The following is a 23,738-nucleotide window of genomic DNA, read 5'->3' on the forward strand; positions in this document are numbered from 1 at the left end:
CGTCTAATTTCTCGTGATACAGTTGCCTTAGAGCATCCTACTTTCTTAGCAATAAGCCGAAGGGAATATTTTAAAGTTAAACCTGTCAGTATGATTTCTCGTTCTTTTAAGGTAAGATGATGATACAGGCTCATAGTCTGAGTCCTCCTTGTAATGGTGTTGTGGTGATTCCATTTTACAAGGGCTCAGGCTATGAGTCTTCTTTTATGTTCTAATTAGCGTTGCACTTCAATTGTAAATTCGTCGTTAAAAAAATTCTCGGCCACTTTTTACGGAATTAACAGGTAAAGGGGGCAGAGAGATGGAACAACTCATAATGTGGTGGCAGAGACTAAGTTTACGGATGCGATTGATGATAGCGGGCGGCTTAGGGATGACCGTCTTGTTACTAGTCGGTTGGGGGCTGCTGCATCGGGCCCCGGTGGCGACCTTGCCAGCGAAAATTCCTCCGGCCACGCAAACGATTAGTGAATCAGGAAGTCACCAAGTTACTGCAGATACCGGTAGCCAGACGTCTAGTAGTCATGATACCCGGGTCTTTGTGGACGTTCAGGGTGCGGTTCGAAAGCCCGGATTATATCAATTTAGTGCGGAAATGCGGGTCGCAGATGCCATTCAAACGGCTGGTGGACTGGCACCACGGGCTGATCGCCAACAGATTAACCTAGCGACTCGTCTGACCGATCAGCAAAAGCTTTACATTCCGTTGAAGGGGGAGAAGTTACCACAAACGGCCGCTAGTGGTCCCACAACGGGTGGGGCTTCCGGTAGTCAGAGCAGTAGTGCTACGACTGTGGTGAACTTGAATACGGCAACTGTGGCCGACTTACAACAACTGACGGGAATTGGTGAGAAGAAGGCGCAGAAGATCGTGGCCTTCCGCGAGGAACATGGATCGTTTAAATCGGTCAAAGATCTAGCTCAGGTTCCCGGCTTTGGGGACAAGACGGTGGCCAATCTGCAGGACCAATTGACGACGTGATATACTGAATCAAACAAGAGAGAAAGAGGGAGTTTTGATGGCAAATAAACGAATTTCTTGGGACGATTATTTCATGTTACAAGCCTTGGTGATTTCAACACGGAGTACCTGTAATCGGCTTTCGGTTGGGGCGACCGTTGTGCGAGATAAACGATTGATAGCGGCCGGATATAACGGTTCAGTCTCCGGCGACAGTCACTGTTTGGATGTGGGGTGTAAGTTGGTAGATGGCCACTGTGTACGAACGATTCACGCCGAAATGAACGCCATTTTACAGTGTGCGAAATTTGGAGAAGCGACAGCGGGTGCGGAAATCTATGTGACGGATTTTCCTTGCCTCCAGTGCACTAAAATGTTGCTCCAAGCTGGTATCAAAAAGATTACGTACATGCGAAATTACCACAATAGTGACTACGCGCGGGAACTCATTGCGTTAAAACACGTCGAATTAAACCAAGTGACGGTTGATCCGGCCTTATTGAGTCAACTGGTTGGTCAACACCCCACCGAATAACCGTGGCCGGACGCTGGTTATTTGTAGCATTACCGGTAGCGGGCTTGAGTGTGGTGTTGAGTGGACATCCGTGGGCTGGTGCCGTGTTGGTGATCTTGGCTTGGGGGCGGCTACTAACTTTACGTTCAGCCCGAGTAGCGGTGATCGCTGTCCTCGTCTTCGTCATCATTGGTGGCGTGTGGTGGGGGCGACACCAACAGTTAGCTGGGCGACGGGTATCGGCCTTTACGGAGAGCCCGACGACGCTTACCGTTCGTTTTCAGCCGGATGCGTTAAGCATTCGTGGTGCCACTTATTCTTTTGTGGGACGATCAGCTGCTACGGGTGAACGCCTGATTTTCCATGGTCGGATTGGATCCGCTACAGAGCTGCACCGGCTGCAAACACTCAGTCGTCCTCAGTTTTGGCAAGTCCAAGGGACCCAATCGGGGCTTTTACCGGCGACTAACTTTAACCAATTCGATGGGGCAGCTTATTGGTCACGACGGGGTATCGGAAAACAGGTGAAGATTGCTCAGGTGACGCCACTGGTGGCATCATCGAGCCCGTTAACGTGGTGGTCAGACTGGTGGCATAGCCTGCGCGCACGCCTGATTCAGGCGTGTCAGCGGTTGCCAGGTGCCCTTAAGGTGTATGCCTTAGGCTTGTTTCCCGGGAGTCGGGCGTTAGAGGCAACTCAAGAGCTGGAGGGAATGCAACGACTGGGGTTACTGCATTTATTTTCGATCTCCGGACTGCATGTGTCACTCATCTTATTGGCAGTCGAGTGGTTCTGTGTCCACTGTCGTCTGCCACGAAATCTTTGGGAGCGGGGGATGATTGTCGGTCTGCCGGGCTACTTTATTCTGGCTGGCGGTGGTGGCAGTATTCTCCGGGCCGGTCTCATGCGTGGCTTGCAGTTGACTGGCCGACAACTGGGCGTACGGGTCAGTAGCCTGGATGCCTGGTCCTTGGCCCTGATAGCGGCTTTAGTGGGTAACACGGGGCTATTATTTGAGCTAGGAAGCCAGTTGAGTTTTGGCTTGTCGCTGACCTTGATTCTATTAGAACAGGAGTCATTTGCTTGGCGGCAACTTGGCTTAATGCTGGTCAGCCTGCCGAGTTTGCTCAATGGGTTATTTCAATGGCATCTGTTGACATTGCTGGTGAACTGGCTCGTCGTTCCCTTATTTCCCGTTCTATTGTTGCCCTTGACCGTCATGGGAACAGTCGTCTTTCCCTGGGCACCCGGGATCAGTACGGGGTGTGCGACTTTATTAGGGTGGTTTGATCAGGCCATGACCTGGTTGGGGACGTTACCCGGCAATCTCATCTTTGGTAAGCCTTGGTGGTGGGTGAGCTGGTTTTGGCTTTGGCTGGCATTGGGTGTTTTTAGTCGTCCGGCTAACCAGCGGCGAAAACTCTTGCGAGTATTAATCTTGAGTTATGGCTTGATGTATGGAGCCATTCACCTGCCATGGCACGGTGAAGTGGCCTACTTTGATGTTGGTCAAGGGGACAGTATTCTGATTCGTGATCGCTTTAATCAACACGTTTCACTGATTGACACCGGGGGCCATCTGGGCTTTCGACAGCCAAGGTGGGTGCCAGCCGCCCCGGTGACTTATGCCGCGGATAGAACCAGCGTGGCTTACCTGCGGAGTCGGGGAATTACGACGATTGATGACCTGTATCTCACACATCATGATGCCGATCATATTGGCGATCTGCCGGCACTACTCAAGGCCTTCCGGGTTAAACGGGTGTTGGTTCCGGCGGGGATGGAGCAGGAACCGGCCTGGCAACATTTACTAGCTAATCGGCAGGCAACAACGGTGGTGATGCCAATTGAGACGACCAGCAAGTTACCGTTAACGGTCCGGCATCCCTTTGAGGCGGCTCCGGCCGAGAATGCCAATTCATTGGCTTTGCAGGGGCAGTATGGTGGCTTGAATTTCTTATTTATGGGTGACCTCGACCAGGCCGGCGAGCAAAAAATGTTGGAAGTCGATCCGCAATTACGAACTGACGTGTTAAAATTAGGACATCATGGGAGCAAGACGGCGAGTGGCGTCGCGTTCCTAAATCAAGTCAAGCCGCGCTGGGGAATTATCTCGGCGGGGCGTCATAATCGCTATGGTCATCCCAATCCGGAGACTTTGGAGCGACTGAGAGCCGACCAGATACCGGCGGTGAGCACGCAAACAAGCGGGATGATTCGCTATGCTTTTGCGGGTCAGCACGGGGAATGGCAGACTAAATTAAAAGGGGACTAAGGTTTTGACGATTAATGAACTCTTAAATAAACTACATACGGGTAAAGATCTCGCTCCGGTGTACTTGGTCCTGGGCCAGGGGGATTATCTTCAGCGACGGTTGAAGCGGGCTTTTCGGGCGGTGGTTCCGGCTGAAGAGCAGACGATGAATTTTGCCAGTTATGATATGGATACCATACCACTGGCCGTGGCCTTAGATGATGCCATGGCGGCACCGTTCTTTGGTGAACGGCGGGTCGTCTGCATTGACAATCCCGCTTTCCTGACGGGAGAGACGAAGAAGCAAAAGGTTGAACATGACTTGGACAGCCTGCAAACTTATCTTTCTTCACCAATGGAGAGCACCGTTCTGGTTTTCTTCGCGCCTTATGATAAGTTAGATGGTCGTAAGAAAGTTTCTAAACTCTTGAAAAAGGTGGCTGTGACTGCTGATATTGGGCATTTCACAGAAAGAGATGTTCAGAAGTTTGTGATGGATCAAGTGAAACAGGATGGTTACACGATTGAACCGCAGGCCTTGCAGGAATTGATTCAACGAACCGATGCCGATCTCACCCTCATGATGAGTGAACTTCCTAAGTTGGAGTTGTTCACCGTGCCCGCCAAGGTGATTACCGTCGACGCCGTGAATGGCTTAGTGACGCAGACCCTGACACAAAACGTTTTTGACCTGGTTAACAAGGTTCTAGCCAAGGACACCGCCGGAGCCGTGACCCTGTATCGGGAGTTGATCCTAGCCAAGGAAGAGCCACTAAAGATCAATGCTATCTTGCAGGGGCAGTTTCGCTTGTTGATCCAATCAAAGATTCTGGCCAAGCAAGGCTACAGCCAGGGAAAATTGGCGAGTCTGTTGAAGGTCCATCCGTACCGAATTAAATTAGCTCTGCAGAGTCAGCGGCGTTTCCGATTAACCGATCTCAACCAAGCTTACCTGGGGCTATTTCGGGTTGAGCAACAGATGAAGTCCACCACAGAAGAACCGGAACTCTTATTTTCACTATTCATGACGCAGTTTGCCAATCAACGTCCCGCTTAGCGGACACAAAAAAGGGGGTCGACCAAAAGGTCGACCCCCTGATTGCATCATCTAATCAGGTTGATTAATTGATTACTTGGCAAGGCGTGCAGCCATCCGTGACTTGTCACGGGAAGCCTTGTTACGCTTGATCAAGCCCTTTGAAGCGGCATGGTCAACAGCAGCACTTGCTTGACGGTATAAGTCTTCAACGTTGTCGGCACCGGCCGTCTTGGCCTGTTCGAAACGCTTTACGGCAGTCCGCATTGCGCTCATTTGAGCGGCGTTACGTTCGTTGGCCTTGACGTTGGTCTTGGCACGTTCGATTGCTGATTTAATAATTGGCATGAAAATTTCACCTCCGAATGAGAAATCCTGTACCGGAAATCTTAATTTCAACGTATGTAATTATACAGAATCCACTGACTGAATGCAATAGGTTGTGTCGATAAATGTAAAGTAATTTTACTTGATAGGCATTGTGGCGAAAAGACTTGCTATTTAGACGACAATTAAGTATGATAGATAACTGTGCTAAGCACAAACCCTTAACTTAGTTGATTCGCCGGCCACCGACGGTTTACTCAGTTTTGGGCACTTATTTTGAAGGGTGGTACATTTACCATGGCTATTAGTCAAGCAAAGAAAAACGAAATTATCAAGCAATACGCACGTCACGAAGGCGACACTGGTTCTACTGAAGTTCAAGTTGCCGTTTTAACCGCTGATATCAACGAAATCAACGTGCACATGCAAAATCACCGTAAGGATTACCATTCCCAACGTGGTTTGATGAAGAAGATTGGTCACCGTCGTAACTTAATCAGTTACTTACGTAAGACTGATGTTCAACGTTACCGTGAATTAATCAAGAGCTTGGGCTTACGTCGTTAATTCGACGCGCCTTCGAGGTTCGCTTCCCATTATCGGGAAACGAACCTTTTTTGATCGGGTTTGGCGACATAGTTCTGTAATCGCGCAAAGTATGGTAAACTGAAGGAAGTTTAATCATGGACGAATCTGGGCTAAACGGCCCATATGAAAATAGTAATTGCGAGTTAATCGTAAATAAATTAGATAATAGTAGAGAAACTTACTTGAGGTGAACTTATGAGTGCAAAGATAAAGATTATGCCGTTCGGTGGTGTCCGCGAGAACGGAAAGAACATGTATGCCGTCGATGTTAACGGTAGTATTTATATTTTAGATTGTGGGTTGAAGTACCCTGAAAATGAACTGTTAGGAATTGACGTGGTGATTCCCGATTGGAATTACCTACGCGAAAATAAGGATCGGATTGTGGCGGTTTTCTTAACTCACGGCCATGCCGATGCAATTGGGGCGTTACCTTACTTCCTGACTGAATTCAATGTGCCCGTCTTCGGTTCCGAAATGACCGTAGCGTTGGCCAAGATTGACGTCGCAACTGAACCAAAACTTAAGAATTACGACGATTTCCATGTGATTGACGAAAAGACTGAAATTGACTTCGGTGACGTTGTCGTTTCCTTCTTCTCAACGACACATTCAATTCCTGAATCTATGGGGATTGTCCTAAAGACTGATAAAGGCCAGATTGTCTATACCGGGGACTTCAAGTTTGACCAAACGGCCAAACCAGGTTACCAGACGGACTATGCCCGTTTGGGGGCAATTGGTCAGGCCGGGGTCTTAGCGCTACTGAGTGACTCCGCTAATGCGGAAAATCCCGCCATGAACGCTTCCGAACAGACCATTGCGGAAGATATTGAGGAAACCTTTAACTACCGTGAGGGCCGCATCGTGGTGGCCTGTGTGGCGTCCAATATTCTCCGGATTCAACAGGTCTTTGACGCCGCGGTTAAAACCGGACGCAAAGTTTGCCTGACTGGTCAGGACTTGGAAAAAATTGTTCACACGGCGATGAAATTAGGTAAGTTGTCCTTTGATGACGACCTGTTAGTAACGCCGGAACAACTGGACAGTCTGAAGCCGGATGAGACCGTTGTCCTCCAAACGGGTAAGATGGGTGAACCCATCAAGGCTATTCAACGTATGGCAAACAAACAAGAAAAAACGTTCAATATTCAGGAAGGTGACTTGGTCTACATCACCACGACGCCTTCTCACGCCATGGACACAACGGTTGCCCAGACGCGTGACATGATTTACCGAGCTGGGGGCGAAGTTAAGGCCATTTCCGATGACTTGAACTCCTCTGGTCACGCCTACAAGCGTGATTTGCAATTAATGCTGAACTTAATGAAGCCAAAGTATCTGGTCCCAATTCAAGGTGAATACCGGTTACTAAACGCTCATGCTAACGCCGCTATGGAACTAGGCATTCCAGCCGACCATATCTTTATCCTGGCCAAGGGTGACGTGCTGACCTACAGTAACGGTAAGATGGGTCTCGGTGAAGGGATCGATGTCAGTGATACCATGATCGATGGGATCGGGGTCGGTGATATCGGGAATATCGTCTTACGTGACCGGAAAGTTTTAGCCGATGATGGGATCTTCATCGCGGTTGTGACGATTGACCGTAAGAAGAAACAGATTGTGGCGGAACCTAAGATTACCTCACGAGGGTTTGTTTACGTTAAGGCCAATAAGGACTTAATGCAGGAGAGTGCCCAGATCATTAGCAAAGCGGTTCAAAACAACTTGGACAACAAGGAGTTTGATTGGGGCCACTTGAAGCAGGATGTACGGGAACACTTGAGTCACTACCTCTTCGAGCAAACCCATCGTCGTCCAGTGATTTTGCCCGTTATCATGGAAGTTAACCAACACCATCGACGGAGCGGAAGTAAGGATAAGGGTGGCGCCAAGCCCAAACAACAAGCAACGGCTAAGAAAGCCACTGCCCAAGTGAAGTCCGATCAAGCGACGAAGGCACAGAAGCCTAACCATAAGGCGCACCGTAATCGTAAGCGTCGGCGGGCAGCGAAACCAGCTGAAGCCACGGATAACAAGTAAATAAATGACGGACCGAGACTGCTAAGGCGTCGGTCCGTTTTGGATCGCCATTAAACAGATATGGGAGGGAATTGTGATGGGAGAGTTTTCGAGCCCGGCGGCCAAAGAACAGGCGCTAAAAGATGCCAGAGCCGCTGCCCAAAAGGAGCAGTGGTCGGTGGCAGCGAGTCGCTTTGAGGCCGTTTATGCTGACGAACAGACGCCTGAATTGAATCGTGAGCTGGTTGACAGCCTCTATCATAATGAACAGTACCTGGTGGCGGAGCAGTACGCTGCGGAAATGGATGGCGCTTATCTGGCCTCGCAAATAGATTTTGATTTGCGACTGGCCGTAGCCTTGAAGAACCGGCAGTTTATCTTTGCCCGTGAATTCTGTGCACTGCCAGCGGCTGCTAAATGGCGGGAACAGGGGGTGGAACGGATTGCCCAAGCGGAAGCTAACTCCCGAACAACGTTAGCCACCACGCAACGGTTATTGGCTAAGCAGTTCACCCATTTAGGGGATGTCTCCTTTGGTGAACAGCGGCAACGGTTGGAACAGGCCCGTCAATTACCACTCAAGGAATTTATGCAAGGGGTTCAGTATTTGCTGGTCGATCCGTTCTTACATCCTTTGATGCGCGCAACGTTACTGGAGGAGCTTCTACGTTTGCGGGTCAAGGCAACCGTTAAGCTACAGTGGTTAGATGATCAGCTGTACACGATCGACACGACGGACCTGCAACCGGTGAACGCTAGTCGGGCTGCTGCCGGAATTCGATCGTATTTTCAGGAAGATCTCGGTCAACGAGATCCCATGACTGCCGCTAATGCACAACAGACTGTGACCTTACAGCTCATGATGCTGTATCCGTTTATTGACAAGGTTGTGACCCAACCCACGAGTTGGGCCCGACTGGTCGCCGGGGAGGATTTGTTGCCAACGGTCACAGCGGCTGAAAAAGCCGACATGATCGCTTGGCAGCAACGTCTTAACCGCTTTATGGCGGAACTATTTGGACCACTTAACGGTGAAAATCCTGAAAAACCGTAAATTCACGCAGATTTTAGTTTACAAATAATTCTGCAGCATATATACTAGTCAAGGATTCTTTTTTGGGAGGGTTCCAGCTTTCCCTTTCTGAAAAGAAGTAGTATAATTTTACGCAAAGGGTGATTGATTTTCGAGAGAGAGTCAAGCATTCTTAGCGATAAAATACAGGAGGGTTTCATTAATGGCTGAAAAAGAACATTATGAAAGAACTAAACCCCATGTAAATATTGGTACTATTGGCCATATTGACCATGGGAAAACGACGTTAACTGCTGCAATCACTAAGGTACTTGCTGACAAAGGTTTAGCAAAGGCCGAAGATTACGCTGATATCGATGCAGCTCCAGAAGAACGTGAACGTGGTATCACGATCAACACTGCTCACGTTGAATATGAAACTGAAAAGCGTCACTATGCGCATATCGATGCCCCAGGACATGCTGACTACATCAAGAACATGATTACTGGTGCCGCTCAAATGGACGGTGCTATCTTGGTTGTTGCCGCAACTGATGGTCCTATGCCACAAACGCGTGAACACATTTTGCTTGCTCGCCAAGTTGGTGTTAACTACATCGTGGTCTTCTTAAACAAGACCGACTTAGTTGACGATGACGAATTGGTTGACTTAGTTGAAATGGAAGTTCGTGAGTTACTTTCAGAATACGATTACCCTGGTGACGATATTCCAGTTATCCGCGGTTCTGCTTTGAAGGCACTCGAAGGCGACGAAGAACAAGAAAAGGTTATCCTTCACTTGATGGATGTTGTTGATGATTACATCCCAACTCCAGAACGTGAAAACGACAAGCCATTCTTGATGCCAGTTGAAGACGTCTTCACGATCACTGGTCGTGGGACTGTTGCTTCTGGTCGTATCGACCGTGGGATGGTTAAGGTTGGTGACGAAGTCGAAATCGTTGGTTTACATGACGACGTATTGAAGACGACTGTTACTGGTCTTGAAATGTTCCGTAAGACGTTGGACCTTGGTGAAGCCGGGGATAACGTTGGTGCCTTGCTCCGTGGTGTTAACCGTGAACAAGTTGTGCGTGGACAAGTTTTGGCAAAGCCAGGCTCGATCCAAACCCACAAGAAGTTCAAGGGTGAAGTCTACATCTTGAGCAAAGAAGAAGGTGGCCGTCATACGCCATTCTTCTCAAACTACCGTCCACAATTCTACTTCCACACCACTGATATCACTGGTGTTATTGAATTGCCTGATGGCGTTGAAATGGTTATGCCTGGTGATAACGTGACGTTCACTGTTGAACTGATCCAACCAGCTGCCATTGAAAAGGGTACTAAGTTCACTGTCCGTGAAGGTGGCCACACTGTTGGTGCCGGTACTGTTACGGAAATTGACGACTAATTTTAATTAGTTCTATCCTAAAAAAGGTTGAAAAGTCTAACTTTTCAGCCTTTTTTGCTGTTCTGAGAGAGATTGGGGAGACTCACGGTAACCGGTTTCACTCAGAAATAGGGTGTCAGCCACGATCTAAACCAGTTTTCACGAGACGCCAGCCGCATTTTGCGGTAAAATGTTTAAGGAACGCCCGTCATTTGCGGGCTTTCGACAAAAACCATTTTACAATTTGGATAGCATAAGGTACACTTATACAGTATGCAATTGATAGAATTGTAAATAGTAATATCTTCATTTCGGAGGGAAAATAATGGCTGCAAAGTTTGAAAAAAAGGGCACTAATCAAGGCGAACTAACCTTTGAAATTGCTCCTGATAAGATTAACGAAGGCTTGGACAAAGCTTTCCAACGGACTAAGAAGACTTTATCCGTTCCTGGTTTCCGTAAGGGCCGGGTTCCACGTCAGATCTTTAACCAAATGTATGGTGAAGAAGCCCTCTACCAAGACGCTTTAAACATCGTCTTGCCAGAAGCTTATGACGAAGCTATCAAGGAAGTTAACATCGAACCAGTTGACCAACCACAAATCGATGTCCAATCGATGCAAAAGGGTCAAACTTGGGTTCTGAAGGCCGTTGTGACGGTTAAGCCAGATGTTAAGTTGGGCGAATACAAGGGCTTGAGCGTTACGAAGCAAAACACCCGTGTTTACCAAAAAGACATCGATGCTGAAATCGAAAAGCAACGTCAACAACAAGCTGAATTAGTTCTTAAGGAAGACGAAGCCGCTGCTAAGGGCGATACTGTTGTAATTGACTTCGACGGTTACGTTGATGGCAAGCAATTCGATGGTGGTAAGGCTGACAACTACTCCTTGGAATTAGGTTCTAACTCCTTCATCCCTGGCTTTGAAGACCAATTAGTTGGTCACAAGGCTGGCGAAAATGTTGATGTTAAGGTAACCTTCCCTAAGGATTACCAAGCTGAAGACTTACGTGACAAGGAAGCCACTTTCAAGGTTACCATCCACGAAGTTAAGGAAAAGCAATTACCAGAATTAGATGACGAATTCGCTAAGGACGTTGACGAAGATGTTGACAGTCTTGAAGAACTCCAAGCTAAGACTAAAGACCAACTGAAGGAACAAAAGACTTCAGCTGCTCACAACGCAATCGAAGACGAAGCCATCAGCGAAGCTGTTGACAACGCCGAAATTGCTGACGTCCCAGAAGCTATGCTGAAGGATGACGTTAACCGTCAAATGGACCAATACCTTGCCAACATGCAACAACAAGGTATCGAACCAAAGATGTACTTCCAATTAACTGGAACTACTGAAGATGACTTACGTAAGCAATTTACTGATGGTGCTGAAAAGCGGGTTAAGACCAACTTGGTTCTTGAAGCCGTTGTTGAAGCTGAAAAGATCGAACCTTCAGAAGACGAAGTTGCCGCTGAAGTTAAGGACTTGGCTAGCCAATATGGGATGGAAGAAAGCGCTGTTCGCAACGCCCTTTCTGACGACATGTTGAAGCATGATATCGCCATCAAGAGTGCTGTTGACTTGATTGCTGACTCTGCTAAGCAAGACAAGAAGAAAGACGACGACAAGGACTAATTAGTCTGTAAGTAAACGTCTTGACCGGGATGACAGTCATTGTTGTCCCGGTTTTTGTCTGTAACGGCCGAAGACCGGGTCGCCTGAGGCGAATTGATTTTCTATCACCGCAAACTGTGGTATAGTACCCAAATGATAGGAATTCTGGTTAGTTCATCAGGTTTACTGACCAAAGTAGGCAAAAATGATTTAGGCTTAAGCCTGGAGAGAAAGGGTGAGTTGATTGTTTGAAAACACCGAAGCAGAAGGCCCAGTGACCTGCTCGTTTTGTGGGAAATCACAGGATAAAGTCAAGAAGATCGTTGCGGGCCCAGGTGTTTACATCTGTAACGAATGTATTGACCTCTGCAAGGAAATCATTGACGAAGAATTTAGCCAAGATACAGCGGCAACGACTCTCGAAGTCCCAACGCCAGCTGACATTGTGAACACACTTGACCAGTACGTTATTGGCCAAAATGAAGCTAAGCGGACCCTTTCTGTAGCGGTTTACAACCATTACAAGCGGGTTAACGAAATGGCTCAGGCCGAAGACGATGGTCCCGAATTGCAAAAGAGTAATATTGCGGTTATCGGGCCCACTGGTTCCGGGAAGACTTACCTGGCACAAAGCCTGGCTAAGATCTTAAACGTGCCATTCGCAATTGCCGACGCCACGACGTTAACCGAAGCCGGTTACGTGGGTGAAGACGTCGAAAACATCCTGTTGAAGCTCCTTCAAAGTGCCGATTATGACGTTGAACGGGCCGAAAAAGGAATCATTTACATTGACGAAATTGATAAGATTGCTAAAAAGTCGGAAAATGTTTCTATTACCCGTGACGTTTCCGGTGAAGGGGTCCAACAAGCCCTCTTGAAGATCTTGGAAGGGACCATTGCCAACGTGCCACCTCAGGGAGGCCGTAAGCACCCACAACAAGAGTTCATTCAAATTGATACGACTAACATTCTCTTCATCGTTGGTGGGGCGTTTGATGGCATTGATGGCATCGTTAAGCGGCGTCTGGGTGACCAGACGATTGGTTTCGGTGCTGACAGTAAGGAACAGACGGTTTTGGCTTCAGGCGATAGCTTGATGCAACACGTCATTCCAGAAGACCTCCTGCAGTTCGGGTTAATCCCTGAATTCATCGGTCGTCTGCCAATCCTGACGGCACTCGAAAAGCTCGATGAAAATGATTTGGTCCGCATCTTAACGGAACCTAAGAATGCCTTGGTCAAGCAGTACGAAAAATTACTGTCACTCGATGGCGTTCAGTTAGAGTTCCAGCCAGCGGCTTTACGTGAGATGGCGAAGTTGGCCATTGCTCGCAATACCGGGGCACGGGGGTTACGGTCAATCATCGAAGATGTCATGCGTGACATCATGTTTGATTTGCCAAGTCGTGATGACGTTGCCAAGGTGATTATTACCGCCAAGACGGTCACGGATCATGCTGAACCAGAAGTCGAATTAAAGGATCAAAAGGCGTCATAAATTCAAAAGCCACATCACGTGGTGAAGGCGATCAGTCCCGCGGGCTGATCGCCTTTTTTATGTTGGTGAAGACCCGCGCCATAGACGGGTTTAGGTCGTAATGGACGGCAAACTTTGCCAGAAACTTCCCCAGCCACGTGACGTTCTGTGTTAGAATGATGAAAGATATTTGGAGAGGATGACAGTAACCAATGGAAGTCAATCACGTAGAATTAGTCATGAGTGCGGTTGATCCCGCCCAGTATCCCACAACGGGGTACCCTGAGATAGCGTTTGTCGGTCGGTCAAACGTGGGAAAATCGTCATTGACCAATGTGTTGATCAATCGGCGCTCTTACGCTCGGACGTCGAGCCAACCCGGGAAGACCCAGACCCTGAATTTTTATAACGTCGAGGATCAGTTGTATTTCGTCGACGTTCCCGGGTACGGTTACGCGAAGGTTTCAAAGGCTGCCCGTGAAAAGTGGGGCCACATGATCGAGACTTATCTGACGCAGCGCGATCAACTACGCGGTGTCGTTTCGCTCGTTGATGCGCGTCACGAACCAACGGAAGCCGACGTTCAGATGTATCAGTGGTTGGCCTACTATGGGCTACCAACGCTGATCGTCGCCACGAAGAGCGATAAGATCGCCCGTGGCAAGTGGAATCAAACGGTCAGCCAGATCAAGAAGTCTTTAAACTTACCGAACACCGATAATATTGTTATGTTCTCCGCACCAAAGAAGATTGGCCAAGATGCCATTTGGCAATGGATCGAAGAACAAGCCTTTGGGGAGGACGAATAAACATGGAATTTAATGACTATCAAAAAGCAGCCAACCGGACGCTGTATGGCAACGAACAAGTCTTAACGAACTGTGCCCTGGGTCTCGCCGGTGAGACGGGCCAAGTGGTCGACCTCGTGAAGAACTATACCTTCCATGGTCAGGACCTGGATCATGATGCCATTGTTAAGGAAATGGGCGACGTACTCTGGTATTTGAGCCAGATTGCGCAATGGTCTGACATTGACTTTGATGAAGTGGCCCAAGATAATATCAAACGGCTGAATGCCCGTTATCCCCACGGCTACCAACCTAATCGGTAAATAAAAAGGACCCACGGGGTATAATCCCGTGAGTCCTTTAACTTACCTAGTCCTGGTGATGTTCCTGTTCGTACTTGGATTTATCGTTCTTGATTAAACCTTTCGCCCGCTTGTCATCCTTGTGGGCATCCTGGCGTTTCAGAAACTTATCCCGCTTAACATCGGTGGGATCCATTTGTGCAAACTTACCGAACATGGAGTCCAGGTCATCTTGGCGCTTGACTTTCAGAGCCAATCCAGCCACCTCCTTGTCTTTAGCAGTATCATAGCAGAAACGGGGCGGTTTGTCATTTATCGTGCGGTGGTGACGAGGGTGGATTACTTGCACCAAACACGTATTCGGCTTATACTTTATAAGCTAAATTCTAGAAAATGGGAGGTTGGGCCGTTGGCATCGGAATATTTGGAACATAAATTAGCGTTGTTACCAGGGCTACCTGGCTGTTATTTAATGAAGAATATCAATAGCCAGATCATCTATGTCGGTAAGGCGAAGAACCTGAAGAACCGGGTCCGCTCGTACTTTAAGAGCAGTCATACCGGGAAGACCGCACAGTTGGTCAGTGAGATCGTCGATTTTGAAACGATTATCACTTCGACCGATAAGGAAGCCTTTCTCCTAGAAATTACGCTAATTCAGAAGCATCAACCTTACTTCAATATCAAGTTGAAGCGAGGAACGGGGTATCCTTACATCAAAATTACCAATGAACGTGATCCCCAACTACTGTTAGTCAATGATATTAAAAAGGATGGGGCTTATTACTTTGGACCGTACCCCAACGTTTATGCGGCCGAGGAAACGATTCACTTTTTACAAAAGGTTTACCCGTTACGTCGGTGTACCGGCTATCAAGGACGGCCGTGTCTGTATTACCACATGGGCCAGTGTCTGGGTGCCTGCTTCAAGGAAGTCCCAGAGGAAGAGTACGACGGTCAGGTTAAGAAGATCAAGTCTTTTCTGAACGGCAACGTGGGACACGCTGAGAAGGAACTAAATGACCGGATGACGGCCGCCGCTGCCGATATGGAATACGAACGGGCCGCCGATCTGCGCGACCAGATTCGTTACATTGAAGCGACGGTTGAGAAGCAAAAGATTATTTCCAATGACAGCACGCCACGGGATATTTTTAACTTCTATCTGGATAAAGGTTGGTTGTCGATTCAGGTGTTCTTTATTCGTCAAGCACGCTTGATGAAGCGAGAGAAGCGGCTTTTCCCTGTGATTAGCACGGCAGAAGAAGAGATTGCCAGCTTTATCGTTCAGTTCTATCAACGGAAAAATACGGTTTTGCCCCGTGAGATTCTGGTGCCTGCCTCGATTGATAAGGAGGTCATCGAATCAATGCTCCAGGTGCCCGTTAGAACGCCGCAACGCGGTACTAAACGGGATTTACTGGAGATGGCCGGGAAGAATGCCAAACTGGTCTTAGAAGAGAAGTTTCGGCTGTTAGAACTCGACGAGGGCAAAACGACCGGAGCCATGAAGGAAATCACGGATGCGCTGGGCATTGCCCCGGGGCATCGGATCGAGGCCTTTGACCACTCTCACATTCAGGGGGCCGATTTGGTTTCGGCGATGGTAGTCTTTGTTGATGGGCAACCAAACAAGAAGCTTTACCGTAAGTATAAGTTGCGGACCGTGGATCACGCCGATGAAACGGCCAGCACGCTCGAGGTTATCCGGCGGCGTTATGGCCGGCTACTCAAGGAGCATGCCACGATGCCAGACCTGATTTTGATGGATGGGGGTGACATCCAGATGAATGCCGTCAAGGAAGTTCTCGAAGATGAATTTGACTTGCACATTCCGGTGGCCGGGATGGTCAAGAATGACCATCATAAGACGGCCGATCTACTCTTTGGCCCAGACGATCATCACGTGCACCTGGACCCCAAGAGTCAGGGCTTCTATCTGGTTCAGCGGATTCAAGATGAGGTGCACCGGTTTGCCATCACGTTCCACCGACAGGTTCACAGTAAGCACTCCCTGAGTTCACGGCTGGACCGTATTCCGGGGGTTGGACCGAAGACCCGAAATAAACTACTCCGGAAGTTTGGGTCCATGAAGAAGATTGGCACCGCGAGTGTTGATGATTTACGAGCCCTGGGAATCAGTGAAACCGTGGCGCAGACCATTCGGTTGACGCTTCAAGCGGATACCGCAGAAATTAAAAACCCACGTACGCCAACTCAGCTTTGACGGAATGGTGGTTTGCCGGTATACTGGCTAGCAGAGACGACGAAAAGCAGCGTTGGCTGGTTTAGAAAACGAGGAAAACAAATATGTTTGTAGATCAAGTAAAAATTAGTGTAAAAGCCGGTAAGGGTGGCGACGGAATGGTCGCTTTCCGCCGAGAAAAATTTGTACCCAACGGCGGACCAGCCGGCGGTGATGGCGGACGTGGTGGTGACATCGTGTTCAAAGTCGACGAAGGTCTGCGGACGCTGATGGACTTCCGTTATCAACGGAAGTTTAAGGCGAAAAATGGGGGTAACGGGGCGATCAAATCCATGACTGGCCGTGGGGCCGAAGACACCATCATTAGTGTGCCTCAAGGGACCACGATCATGAATGAGGAGACGGGTGCCGTCATGGGTGACCTGGTTGCCAGTGATGACTCTATTGTCATCGCGCATGGTGGCCGTGGTGGCCGTGGTAACATCCACTTTGCCTCACCGAAGAATCCTGCCCCAGAAATTGCCGAAAACGGTGAACCAGGGCAAGAGTTCGATATTCGTCTGGAGTTAAAGGTGCTGGCCGATGTTGGACTGGTTGGATTCCCATCCGTTGGGAAGTCGACGCTATTGTCCACAGTTACCAGTGCCAAGCCTAAGATTGCCGAATACCACTTTACCACGTTGGTTCCTAACCTGGGGATGGTTCGGTTGCCCGATGGCCGCGACTTTGTGATGGCCGATTTACCTGGTCTGATCGAAGGGGCCGCCAAGGGTGTCGGTTTGGGCTTCCAGTTCTTGCGGCACGTTGAGCGGACGCGGGTTATCCTGCATCTGATCGACATGAGTGGCTTGGAAGGACGTAATCCTTACGACGACTTTGAGAAGATTAATGAAGAATTAAAGGCTTACGATCCCGATATCTTGAAGCGGCCACAAATTGTCGTGGCCAACAAGATGGACATGCCCGATTCTGAAGATAACTTGGCGCAGTTCAAGGAAGATCTGGCGCAGGACAAGTTGTTGGCGAATAAGCCAGAAATCTATGCGGTTTCGGCCTTGACGCACAAGGGCTTAACACCACTTCTGCAACGGACGGCAGACATTTTGGCGGAAACACCGAAATTCCCAGTCAAGCAGGAAGAAACGGTCAAGACGGCCGAGTACGACTTCCAGCCAGAACCAGAATTCAAGATTACCCAGGATGCCAATGGTACTTGGATTTTGAGTGGGGCCAAGTTGGAGAAACTCTTCCAGATGACCGACATCAATCACGACGAAAGTCTCTTGCGCTTTGCGCGGCAAATGCGGGGGATGGGTGTCGATGATAGTCTCCGTGAACACGGTGCCAAGAACGGCGACAGCGTTCAAATTGATGACTTTGTCTTTGAATACATGGCCTAATTGAGCCGAAGAAAGGCCTCAGGAATTTGATCCTGAGGCCTTTCTTTATGGGCATTTTTAGAGAGCCACCTTGAGCCACCCAGTCGGTGCGACGACCTGTTTCTGGTCAACGTAGGCGCCATTAAAGGCAATCTTCACGGACTTAAAGGTTGGCTTCTGCTTTTCACTGGCTAAGCCGGTAGCGAAAGTATCGAGCTTACCACGAGCCGGAATGGTTTTCCCAGCACTGGCGTCACTGAGCTGGGCCATCGCAGTCAGCTGTTGGGTCTTGGTGAGACGAATGGCCTTGATGCCATCGGTGGTCACGGCCTGTTTTCCCCGGTTAGAAATGGTAAACTTAACCTGGAGTGTGTAGTACGGGCTCTTAATATTGGGAACATCGAGCGCGTCTGCTGCCATCCGTTTAGCTGCGGCGGTCTTGGCCGTGTTCTTGATGATGCGAATCGTCGTGATCCGGTAGGTGAGTTTCCCTGACTTGATCGTTGTCTGGGGATGCTTAACCTGACGGAGATTGAGTTCGGTGCCGACCTTGTCGAAGGTGTACTGACCGGTGGTTTTGAGCTTACCGGATTTGACGTAATTCTGACTCTTGGTCTGACTGGCCGTAGGATGGTAAGTGGCGACCTTTTTATTACCGGAAGCGGACACAGCGGCGTCCGGTTTAGGGGCGCTGTACTTTTTACTGGAGGCACGAGAATTCTTGAAGCTCGCGGTGCTCTTCTGATCTGCTGACTGACAGGCAGTCAGTCCGAGAGTCAGAACGGCCAGACCCATGAGTAGAGGGATTTTGACGTGACGCATAAATGAAAACTCCTTTCAACCGAACAAAATTTGATGAGGCACCAGCCGATACCCATAGAGACGCGTGGGAGGGGTGGCCTGCACGAAGAGACCAACGTTTGGGGCGACCTGCTGGGTCCGGGTTCGAAACTGATCCAGGGTCAGCGGCCGACCAGTTCCCGTGATCAGGAAGAGGTTGTGGTCACGCGTTTGCAGATCGCAGACGGGGAGGTTCCGTTCGGCTTGTTCCCAGTAAAGTGTTAGTGCGGGATGCAAGTCGATGGTGGAAAGGTTAAAATCGTTGAGTCGCATCGGGAGAGCCTCCTTGTCCAAAACTTACCTCGATTATACCGAATTTAGGCCCAGAACCCTAACAAAAATAGTCATTAGTCATTGTGACGAGGTATTGAGAGTTGCGGTTTGGGTGAAAATCCCCTAAAATAGTGGACGGACTTTAATTATAGATAGGAACGAAAAAAATATGGAAATTCAATTTTTAGGAACGGGCGCCGGGTCGCCAGGTAAGTTCCGGAATGTCACCAGTACGGCATTGCGGTTACTCGATGAGCGTAACTCGGTGTGGCTGTTCGACGTGGGAGAAGCCACGCAGCATCAGATCTTACGGACGACATTGAAGCCGCGCAAGATCGACAAAATTTTTATCACGCATTTGCATGGCGACCATATTTTCGGGTTGCCAGGACTCCTGAGTAGCCGGTCGTTCCAGGGCGGTGATGGCCCATTGACCATTTACGGGCCTAAAGGCATTCGGCAGTATGTCGAGACTAGCCTGCGGGTTTCCGAGACCAAGTTATCTTACAAGATTCACTATCAAGAACTCACGACGGATGGGCTGGTTTTCGAAGACTCCAAGTTTCGGGTGACCGCACAACGGTTGGACCATAAGATTCTTTGTTTCGGCTATCGGGTCGAAGAGAAGGACCATGCTGGCGAACTCAACGTGGAGAAGTTGCGTGCCGATCAGATTCCAGCGGGGCCGGTCTATGGGCAGCTGAAGGCTGGTGAGACCGTGACGTTACCAGATGGCCGGACCATCAATGGAAAGGACTATCTGGGGCCAAGCCAACCGGGACGGATTGTCGCCTTGTTAGGTGATACGCGTCAGACGCCGAATGCGGCTAAATTGGCTGAGAACGCCGACGTCTTAGTTCATGAGAGTACCTTTGCCAAGGGTGAGAGTAAGCTTGCTCGGGCCTACTACCATTCGACGAATATCCAGGCAGCCGAACTGGCTAAACGGGTCCACGTCAAGATGTTGTTGTTGAACCATATCTCGGCGCGTTATACCGGAAAGATGGCGTTGGAACTTCAGAATCAGGCCCGCGACGTATTCCATAACACGCGAGTCGTCAAGGATTTTGACGAAATCGATGTGCCATTTCAGAAGGTGGCGCCGGAAGGGATGCACTCATGAAAAATCAATGGCGAATCGTCATTAGTATCTTATTAGTGATTATTGTGGCCGTGTTTGCCCTCTTAAATCGTGGGAGCGTGCCCGTTTCCTTCGGGTTCGCCACGGTTCGTTGGCCACTCATCTTGCTCCTGCTGGTTTCCATCTTAATTGGGGCTGTCTTGATGATTTTGTTCTCAACCATCTCGTCGGTTCAAAAGAAGCGGGCCTACAAGGACCTTGAACAGAGCACGACCGATCAGATTTCCAAGTTGCAGGCGGAAAACGCCCAGCTGAACAAACGAATTCAAAACTCACAGAGTAAACAAGCTACTGGCCAACAGGCCAAAGAAATCAAGGCCCTTCAGACTGAAATTACCGATTTGAAGGCCCAGTTAGCAGCTAAATAAGGACAGGTAGGAAGAAGAGTGGTGCCAGTGACACCACTCTTTAACCATTTAGAAAGGATGATTTGCTGGTGATTCCTGCACAATACCAATGGCAGATTAAGAACGTGGATCAACCGTCGGCCGAAGCCCAAAAGCTGGCCGCGGCGGAGAAAATTTCACCGATTGTGGCACAGATTCTTTGGAACCGGGGGTATCAAACCACGGCAACCGCGCACGCCTTTTTGAACCCGGGTCCGGAACAGCTGCATGATCCCTTTGCGCTGCATGACATGCAACGGGGGATTGATCGGATTGAGGACGCGATTGGCGCCGACCAGCAGATCACCATTTATGGGGATTATGATGCCGATGGGGTTACCAGCACCTCGATTCTGTATGAAACTTTGAACGAAATGGGTGCAAAGGTTAATTACTACATCCCGAATCGGTTTAAAGATGGCTACGGTCCTAACGTGGCCGCCTTCAAACGGTTGATTGCGGCCGGGACGGAGTTATTTGTCACCGTTGATAACGGGGTGGCGGGTAACGACGCCATCGCGGCGGCCAAGGCGGCTGGGGTGGATGTGGTGGTGACTGACCATCATGAGTTGCCGGAGACGTTGCCGGAAGCCTATGCCATCATTCATCCCCGCTATCCAGGAGCCGAATATCCCTTTGGGGGACTGTCCGGTGCGGGTGTGGCCTTTAAGGTTGCCCAGGCCCTGCGCGAAGAGATTCCTCAAGACCTCTTAGACTTAGCGGCCATCGGCACCGTTGCCGACCTGGTGCCACTGGTCGATGAAAATCGGGTGCTGGTGCACTTTGGTCTGCAACTCTTAAAACAAGACGAGCGGCCAGGTTTACAGGCCTTGATGAAGACGGCGGGGTTGAAGCCAGACGAGCTGACCGAGCAATCGATCGGATTTGGTCTAGCGCCGCGGCTCAATGCCCTGGGTCGTTTGGAAGATGCGGCGCCTGCCGTTGAACTCCTGACCACCTTGGATGAAAACCAGGCCAGCCAACTGGCTCAGCAAACCGAATTCCAAAATCAGAAACGGCAAGAATTGGTCCGTCAGATCAGCTCGGAAGCATTAGCTCAGGCGACCGATGAGGCCCATCAGAAGCGACCAACGCTGATCATCAGTGGTCATGGTTGGCACGAAGGGGTCTTGGGGATTGTCGCCAGCAAGGTCGTCGAGACGACCGGGAAGCCAACCTTGGTTCTAAACGTGGCCGATGATGGTCATGCCAAGGGTTCGGGTCGAAGTGTCGCGGCATTTAACTTATTTGCGGCCTTAGATGACCATAGAGACCTGATGACGGCTTTTGGTGGACATCACATGGCAGTTGGGTTAACGGTCCCAGCGGATAAATTAGAGGCCTTAGCCGACGCGTTAGATGTTGAGGCCCAGAATCAGAAGCTGACCGAGAGCGGTCCAAGTGAAGTGGCTGTCGCCGCCAGCTTGGATGTGGGCACGGTGACGCCGGATCTGTACCATGAATTGGCTCAATTGGCACCATTTGGGACGGACAACCAGCAACCACTGTTTGCCTTTGAATCCGCCACACTGACGCAGATCAAGGCGATTGGTAAGGATCATACGCACCTGAAATTCCAGCTACAAGAAGGCCAGCACCAGCTGAATGCGATCCAGTTCGGGGCTGGAAACGAGGTTGCGGCATTGTCCGCGGCGCCGGACCAGGCCGATGTTCTGGGCGCGATTGAGGATAATGTCTGGCAAGGACGCCATTCACTGCAGTTGATGGTGAAGGATCTTCGGTTAGCTGCCCAACCGGTTGTCGATGAACGGACAACACGACTGCATCAGGCCATGTTTAAGGATGCGGGCGTCTACCTGTTCTTCCATCGGGGGATTTATGACCAATTGTTAAGTCAACTCCCGAAGGACTCGACAGCCGTGCTGTACGATGGGTCTGTTCAGTCGACCTTACCGCCGGATTCCCGGGTGTTTGTGGTAGATTGCCCGGATGCCACGGCTGATTTAGAGACGGTTCTGGGACAACTCAAACCGACGACGGTGACGGCTTATCTCTATAAGAAAGAAAGTCTTTCACAATTAGGGATGCCAAGTCGCCCGCAATATGCTAAACTATTTAAGTTCGTTGCGATGCACCAGCAAGTCGATGTGGGGCACCAGCTGTCTCAGCTCGCAACGTACTTAGAGATCCCGCGGACCCAGTTGGTCTTTATGATTCAGGTCTTCTTCGAATGTGGGTTCATCACGATTGATCATGGGATCATGAATGGCGTCCCTCAGCCAGAATCAAAGGATCTCTCAACCGCACCGAGCTATCAGCTACGCCTGCAGCAGATTCAGACGGAGAAAGATCTTCTCGCCTGTTCGACTGCGGCACTAACGACGCGTCTTCACGCCCCATTGATATAAAATAAAGGAGCTACTTACACTTATGGCAACTGATTTTACGAAATATATCGCAACGGTTCCCGACTACCCTGAAAAGGGCGTCATGTTCCGGGACATCTCCCCATTGATGGCGGACGGTGAGGCCTTTCATGCGGCAACGGATGAAATCGTCGCTTACGCCCAAAACAAGGGTGTCGAAATGGTCGTTGGTCCGGAGGCCCGTGGATTCATCGTGGGCTGCCCGGTAGCCTACCAAATGGGCATTGGCTTCGCACCAGCTCGTAAGGAAGGTAAATTACCACGGCCAACCGTTAAGGCGTCTTACGACCTGGAATATGGAACCTCAGCGCTCTACCTGCACAAGGATGCCATTAAGCCAGGCCAAAAGGTCTTGGTAACTGACGACTTGCTGGCAACCGGTGGGACTATCGGAGCAACCATCCAATTGGTTGAAGACCTCGGTGGGATCGTCGTGGGGACGGCCTTCTTGATTGAATTGAAGGACCTACATGGTCGCGACAAGCTGAAGGGCTACGATGTCTTTAGCTTGATGACTTACTAATTCTAATTTTTTAGGTGATATAAATAGAGACACCTCCGGCCGGTTGGCTGGAGGTGTCTTTTTTATATGAAGAATTTACAATTGAAGTGCAACGCTAATTAGAACATAAAAGAAGACTCATAGCCTGAGCCCTTGTAAAATGGAATCACCACAACACCATCACAAGGAGGACTCAGACTATGAGCCTGTATCATCATCTTACCTTAAAAGAACGAGAAATCATACTGACAGGTTTAACTTTAAAACATTCCCTTCGGCTTATTGCTAAGAAAGTAGGATGCTCTAAGGCAACTGTATCACGAGAAATTAGACG

At 49.5% G+C, this 23,738-nt stretch carries 24 protein-coding genes; 19 read left to right on the forward strand and 5 right to left on the reverse strand.

The window, feature by feature from the left end:
• On the reverse strand, positions 1 to 134 hold a 134-nt coding region (locus tag EKM70_RS09580; protein WP_164506290.1), incomplete at its 3' end, for a helix-turn-helix domain-containing protein.
• A gap of 167 nt (positions 135 to 301) precedes the next feature.
• Between EKM70_RS09580 and EKM70_RS09585 the strand changes: the two genes are divergently transcribed.
• Genes EKM70_RS09585 through holA form a run of 4 tightly spaced genes read left to right on the forward strand, consistent with a single transcriptional unit; the run spans position 302 to position 4,787 of the window.
• Complete coding sequence (locus tag EKM70_RS09585) at positions 302 to 982, forward strand: ComEA family DNA-binding protein (RefSeq protein ID WP_125547380.1); 681 nt, start codon at positions 302 to 304, stop codon at positions 980 to 982.
• Positions 983 to 1,019: 37 nt separating this feature from the next.
• Complete coding sequence (locus EKM70_RS09590) at positions 1,020 to 1,496, forward strand: ComE operon protein 2 (protein WP_125547382.1); 477 nt, start codon at positions 1,020 to 1,022, stop codon at positions 1,494 to 1,496.
• Between the two features lie 2 nt (positions 1,497 to 1,498).
• The gene (locus EKM70_RS09595; protein WP_125547384.1) at positions 1,499 to 3,751 is read left to right on the forward strand and encodes a DNA internalization-related competence protein ComEC/Rec2; all 2,253 of its coding nucleotides are present in this window, start codon (positions 1,499 to 1,501) and stop codon (positions 3,749 to 3,751) included.
• A 4-nt stretch (positions 3,752 to 3,755) separates the two neighbouring features.
• Positions 3,756 to 4,787 (forward strand): DNA polymerase III subunit delta, encoded by a 1,032-nt coding sequence (holA, locus tag EKM70_RS09600; protein ID WP_125547386.1) that lies wholly within the window; start codon positions 3,756 to 3,758, stop codon positions 4,785 to 4,787.
• Between the two features lie 72 nt (positions 4,788 to 4,859).
• On the opposite strand, the gene rpsT is transcribed toward holA, so the two are convergent.
• Positions 4,860 to 5,114 carry a 30S ribosomal protein S20 gene (gene rpsT, locus EKM70_RS09605; RefSeq protein WP_057877533.1) on the reverse strand — a complete coding sequence of 85 codons (255 nt, stop codon included), beginning with the start codon at positions 5,112 to 5,114 and terminating at the stop codon, positions 4,860 to 4,862.
• Between the two features lie 276 nt (positions 5,115 to 5,390).
• Here rpsT and rpsO point away from each other — a divergent pair, with 276 nt between their 5' ends.
• From rpsO to EKM70_RS09645, 8 genes are all read left to right on the forward strand, one after another.
• Positions 5,391 to 5,660: a 30S ribosomal protein S15 gene (gene rpsO / locus EKM70_RS09610; RefSeq protein WP_125547388.1), complete on the forward strand. Its 270-nt coding sequence runs from the start codon at positions 5,391 to 5,393 to the stop codon at positions 5,658 to 5,660.
• Between the two features lie 216 nt (positions 5,661 to 5,876).
• The gene (locus EKM70_RS09615; RefSeq protein ID WP_125547390.1) at positions 5,877 to 7,727 is read left to right on the forward strand and encodes a ribonuclease J; all 1,851 of its coding nucleotides are present in this window, start codon (positions 5,877 to 5,879) and stop codon (positions 7,725 to 7,727) included.
• A 76-nt stretch (positions 7,728 to 7,803) separates the two neighbouring features.
• Positions 7,804 to 8,760, forward strand: coding sequence for a hypothetical protein (locus EKM70_RS09620; RefSeq protein ID WP_125547392.1), 957 nt, complete (start codon positions 7,804 to 7,806; stop codon positions 8,758 to 8,760).
• Between the two features lie 181 nt (positions 8,761 to 8,941).
• Positions 8,942 to 10,132: an elongation factor Tu gene (gene tuf / locus EKM70_RS09625; protein WP_125547394.1), complete on the forward strand. Its 1,191-nt coding sequence runs from the start codon at positions 8,942 to 8,944 to the stop codon at positions 10,130 to 10,132.
• Between the two features lie 304 nt (positions 10,133 to 10,436).
• Positions 10,437 to 11,744: a trigger factor gene (gene tig / locus EKM70_RS09630; RefSeq protein ID WP_125547396.1), complete on the forward strand. Its 1,308-nt coding sequence runs from the start codon at positions 10,437 to 10,439 to the stop codon at positions 11,742 to 11,744.
• A 223-nt stretch (positions 11,745 to 11,967) separates the two neighbouring features.
• Positions 11,968 to 13,221 (forward strand): ATP-dependent Clp protease ATP-binding subunit ClpX, encoded by a 1,254-nt coding sequence (gene clpX, locus EKM70_RS09635; RefSeq protein ID WP_125547398.1) that lies wholly within the window; start codon positions 11,968 to 11,970, stop codon positions 13,219 to 13,221.
• Between the two features lie 191 nt (positions 13,222 to 13,412).
• Positions 13,413 to 14,009, forward strand: a complete 597-nt coding sequence (gene yihA / locus EKM70_RS09640) for a ribosome biogenesis GTP-binding protein YihA/YsxC (protein ID WP_125547400.1) — start codon at positions 13,413 to 13,415, stop codon at positions 14,007 to 14,009.
• Positions 14,010 to 14,011: 2 nt separating this feature from the next.
• Positions 14,012 to 14,311: a nucleoside triphosphate pyrophosphohydrolase family protein gene (locus EKM70_RS09645; RefSeq protein WP_125547402.1), complete on the forward strand. Its 300-nt coding sequence runs from the start codon at positions 14,012 to 14,014 to the stop codon at positions 14,309 to 14,311.
• A gap of 46 nt (positions 14,312 to 14,357) precedes the next feature.
• Here EKM70_RS09645 and EKM70_RS09650 read toward each other — a convergent pair whose 3' ends face one another.
• Entirely contained in the window at positions 14,358 to 14,546 is a 189-nt protein-coding gene (locus EKM70_RS09650; RefSeq protein WP_125547403.1) for an SPJ_0845 family protein, read from the reverse strand.
• A 153-nt stretch (positions 14,547 to 14,699) separates the two neighbouring features.
• Between EKM70_RS09650 and uvrC the strand changes: the two genes are divergently transcribed.
• Both uvrC and obgE read left to right on the forward strand, forming a co-directional pair.
• Complete coding sequence (uvrC, locus tag EKM70_RS09655) at positions 14,700 to 16,517, forward strand: excinuclease ABC subunit UvrC (RefSeq protein WP_125547406.1); 1,818 nt, start codon at positions 14,700 to 14,702, stop codon at positions 16,515 to 16,517.
• An 83-nt stretch (positions 16,518 to 16,600) separates the two neighbouring features.
• Positions 16,601 to 17,896, forward strand: coding sequence for a GTPase ObgE (gene obgE / locus EKM70_RS09660; RefSeq protein ID WP_125547408.1), 1,296 nt, complete (start codon positions 16,601 to 16,603; stop codon positions 17,894 to 17,896).
• A gap of 57 nt (positions 17,897 to 17,953) precedes the next feature.
• On the opposite strand, the gene EKM70_RS09665 is transcribed toward obgE, so the two are convergent.
• The gene (locus EKM70_RS09665) at positions 17,954 to 18,697 is read right to left on the reverse strand and encodes a hypothetical protein (RefSeq protein WP_125547410.1); all 744 of its coding nucleotides are present in this window, start codon (positions 18,695 to 18,697) and stop codon (positions 17,954 to 17,956) included.
• Between the two features lie 15 nt (positions 18,698 to 18,712).
• Positions 18,713 to 18,988, reverse strand: a complete 276-nt coding sequence (locus EKM70_RS09670) for a hypothetical protein (RefSeq protein WP_125547411.1) — start codon at positions 18,986 to 18,988, stop codon at positions 18,713 to 18,715.
• A gap of 169 nt (positions 18,989 to 19,157) precedes the next feature.
• Between EKM70_RS09670 and rnz the strand changes: the two genes are divergently transcribed.
• From rnz to EKM70_RS09695, 5 genes are all read left to right on the forward strand, one after another.
• Positions 19,158 to 20,111: a ribonuclease Z gene (gene rnz, locus EKM70_RS09675; protein WP_125547413.1), complete on the forward strand. Its 954-nt coding sequence runs from the start codon at positions 19,158 to 19,160 to the stop codon at positions 20,109 to 20,111.
• The gene (locus tag EKM70_RS09680) at positions 20,108 to 20,497 is read left to right on the forward strand and encodes a lipopolysaccharide assembly protein LapA domain-containing protein (protein WP_125547415.1); all 390 of its coding nucleotides are present in this window, start codon (positions 20,108 to 20,110) and stop codon (positions 20,495 to 20,497) included. The genes rnz and EKM70_RS09680 overlap by 4 nt, the downstream gene beginning before the upstream one ends.
• A 68-nt stretch (positions 20,498 to 20,565) precedes the next feature.
• Complete coding sequence (gene recJ / locus EKM70_RS09685; RefSeq protein WP_125547417.1) at positions 20,566 to 22,884, forward strand: single-stranded-DNA-specific exonuclease RecJ; 2,319 nt, start codon at positions 20,566 to 20,568, stop codon at positions 22,882 to 22,884.
• 22 nt (positions 22,885 to 22,906) lie between these two features.
• Positions 22,907 to 23,425 carry an adenine phosphoribosyltransferase gene (locus EKM70_RS09690; RefSeq protein WP_057877550.1) on the forward strand — a complete coding sequence of 173 codons (519 nt, stop codon included), beginning with the start codon at positions 22,907 to 22,909 and terminating at the stop codon, positions 23,423 to 23,425.
• Positions 23,426 to 23,604: 179 nt separating this feature from the next.
• Positions 23,605 to 23,738 (forward strand): helix-turn-helix domain-containing protein (locus EKM70_RS09695; protein ID WP_164506371.1); only part of this gene is annotated, 134 nt, incomplete at its 3' end.

The sequence above is a fragment of the Levilactobacillus lindianensis genome (assembly GCF_003946095.1).
GTDB lineage: Bacteria > Bacillota > Bacilli > Lactobacillales > Lactobacillaceae > Levilactobacillus > Levilactobacillus lindianensis.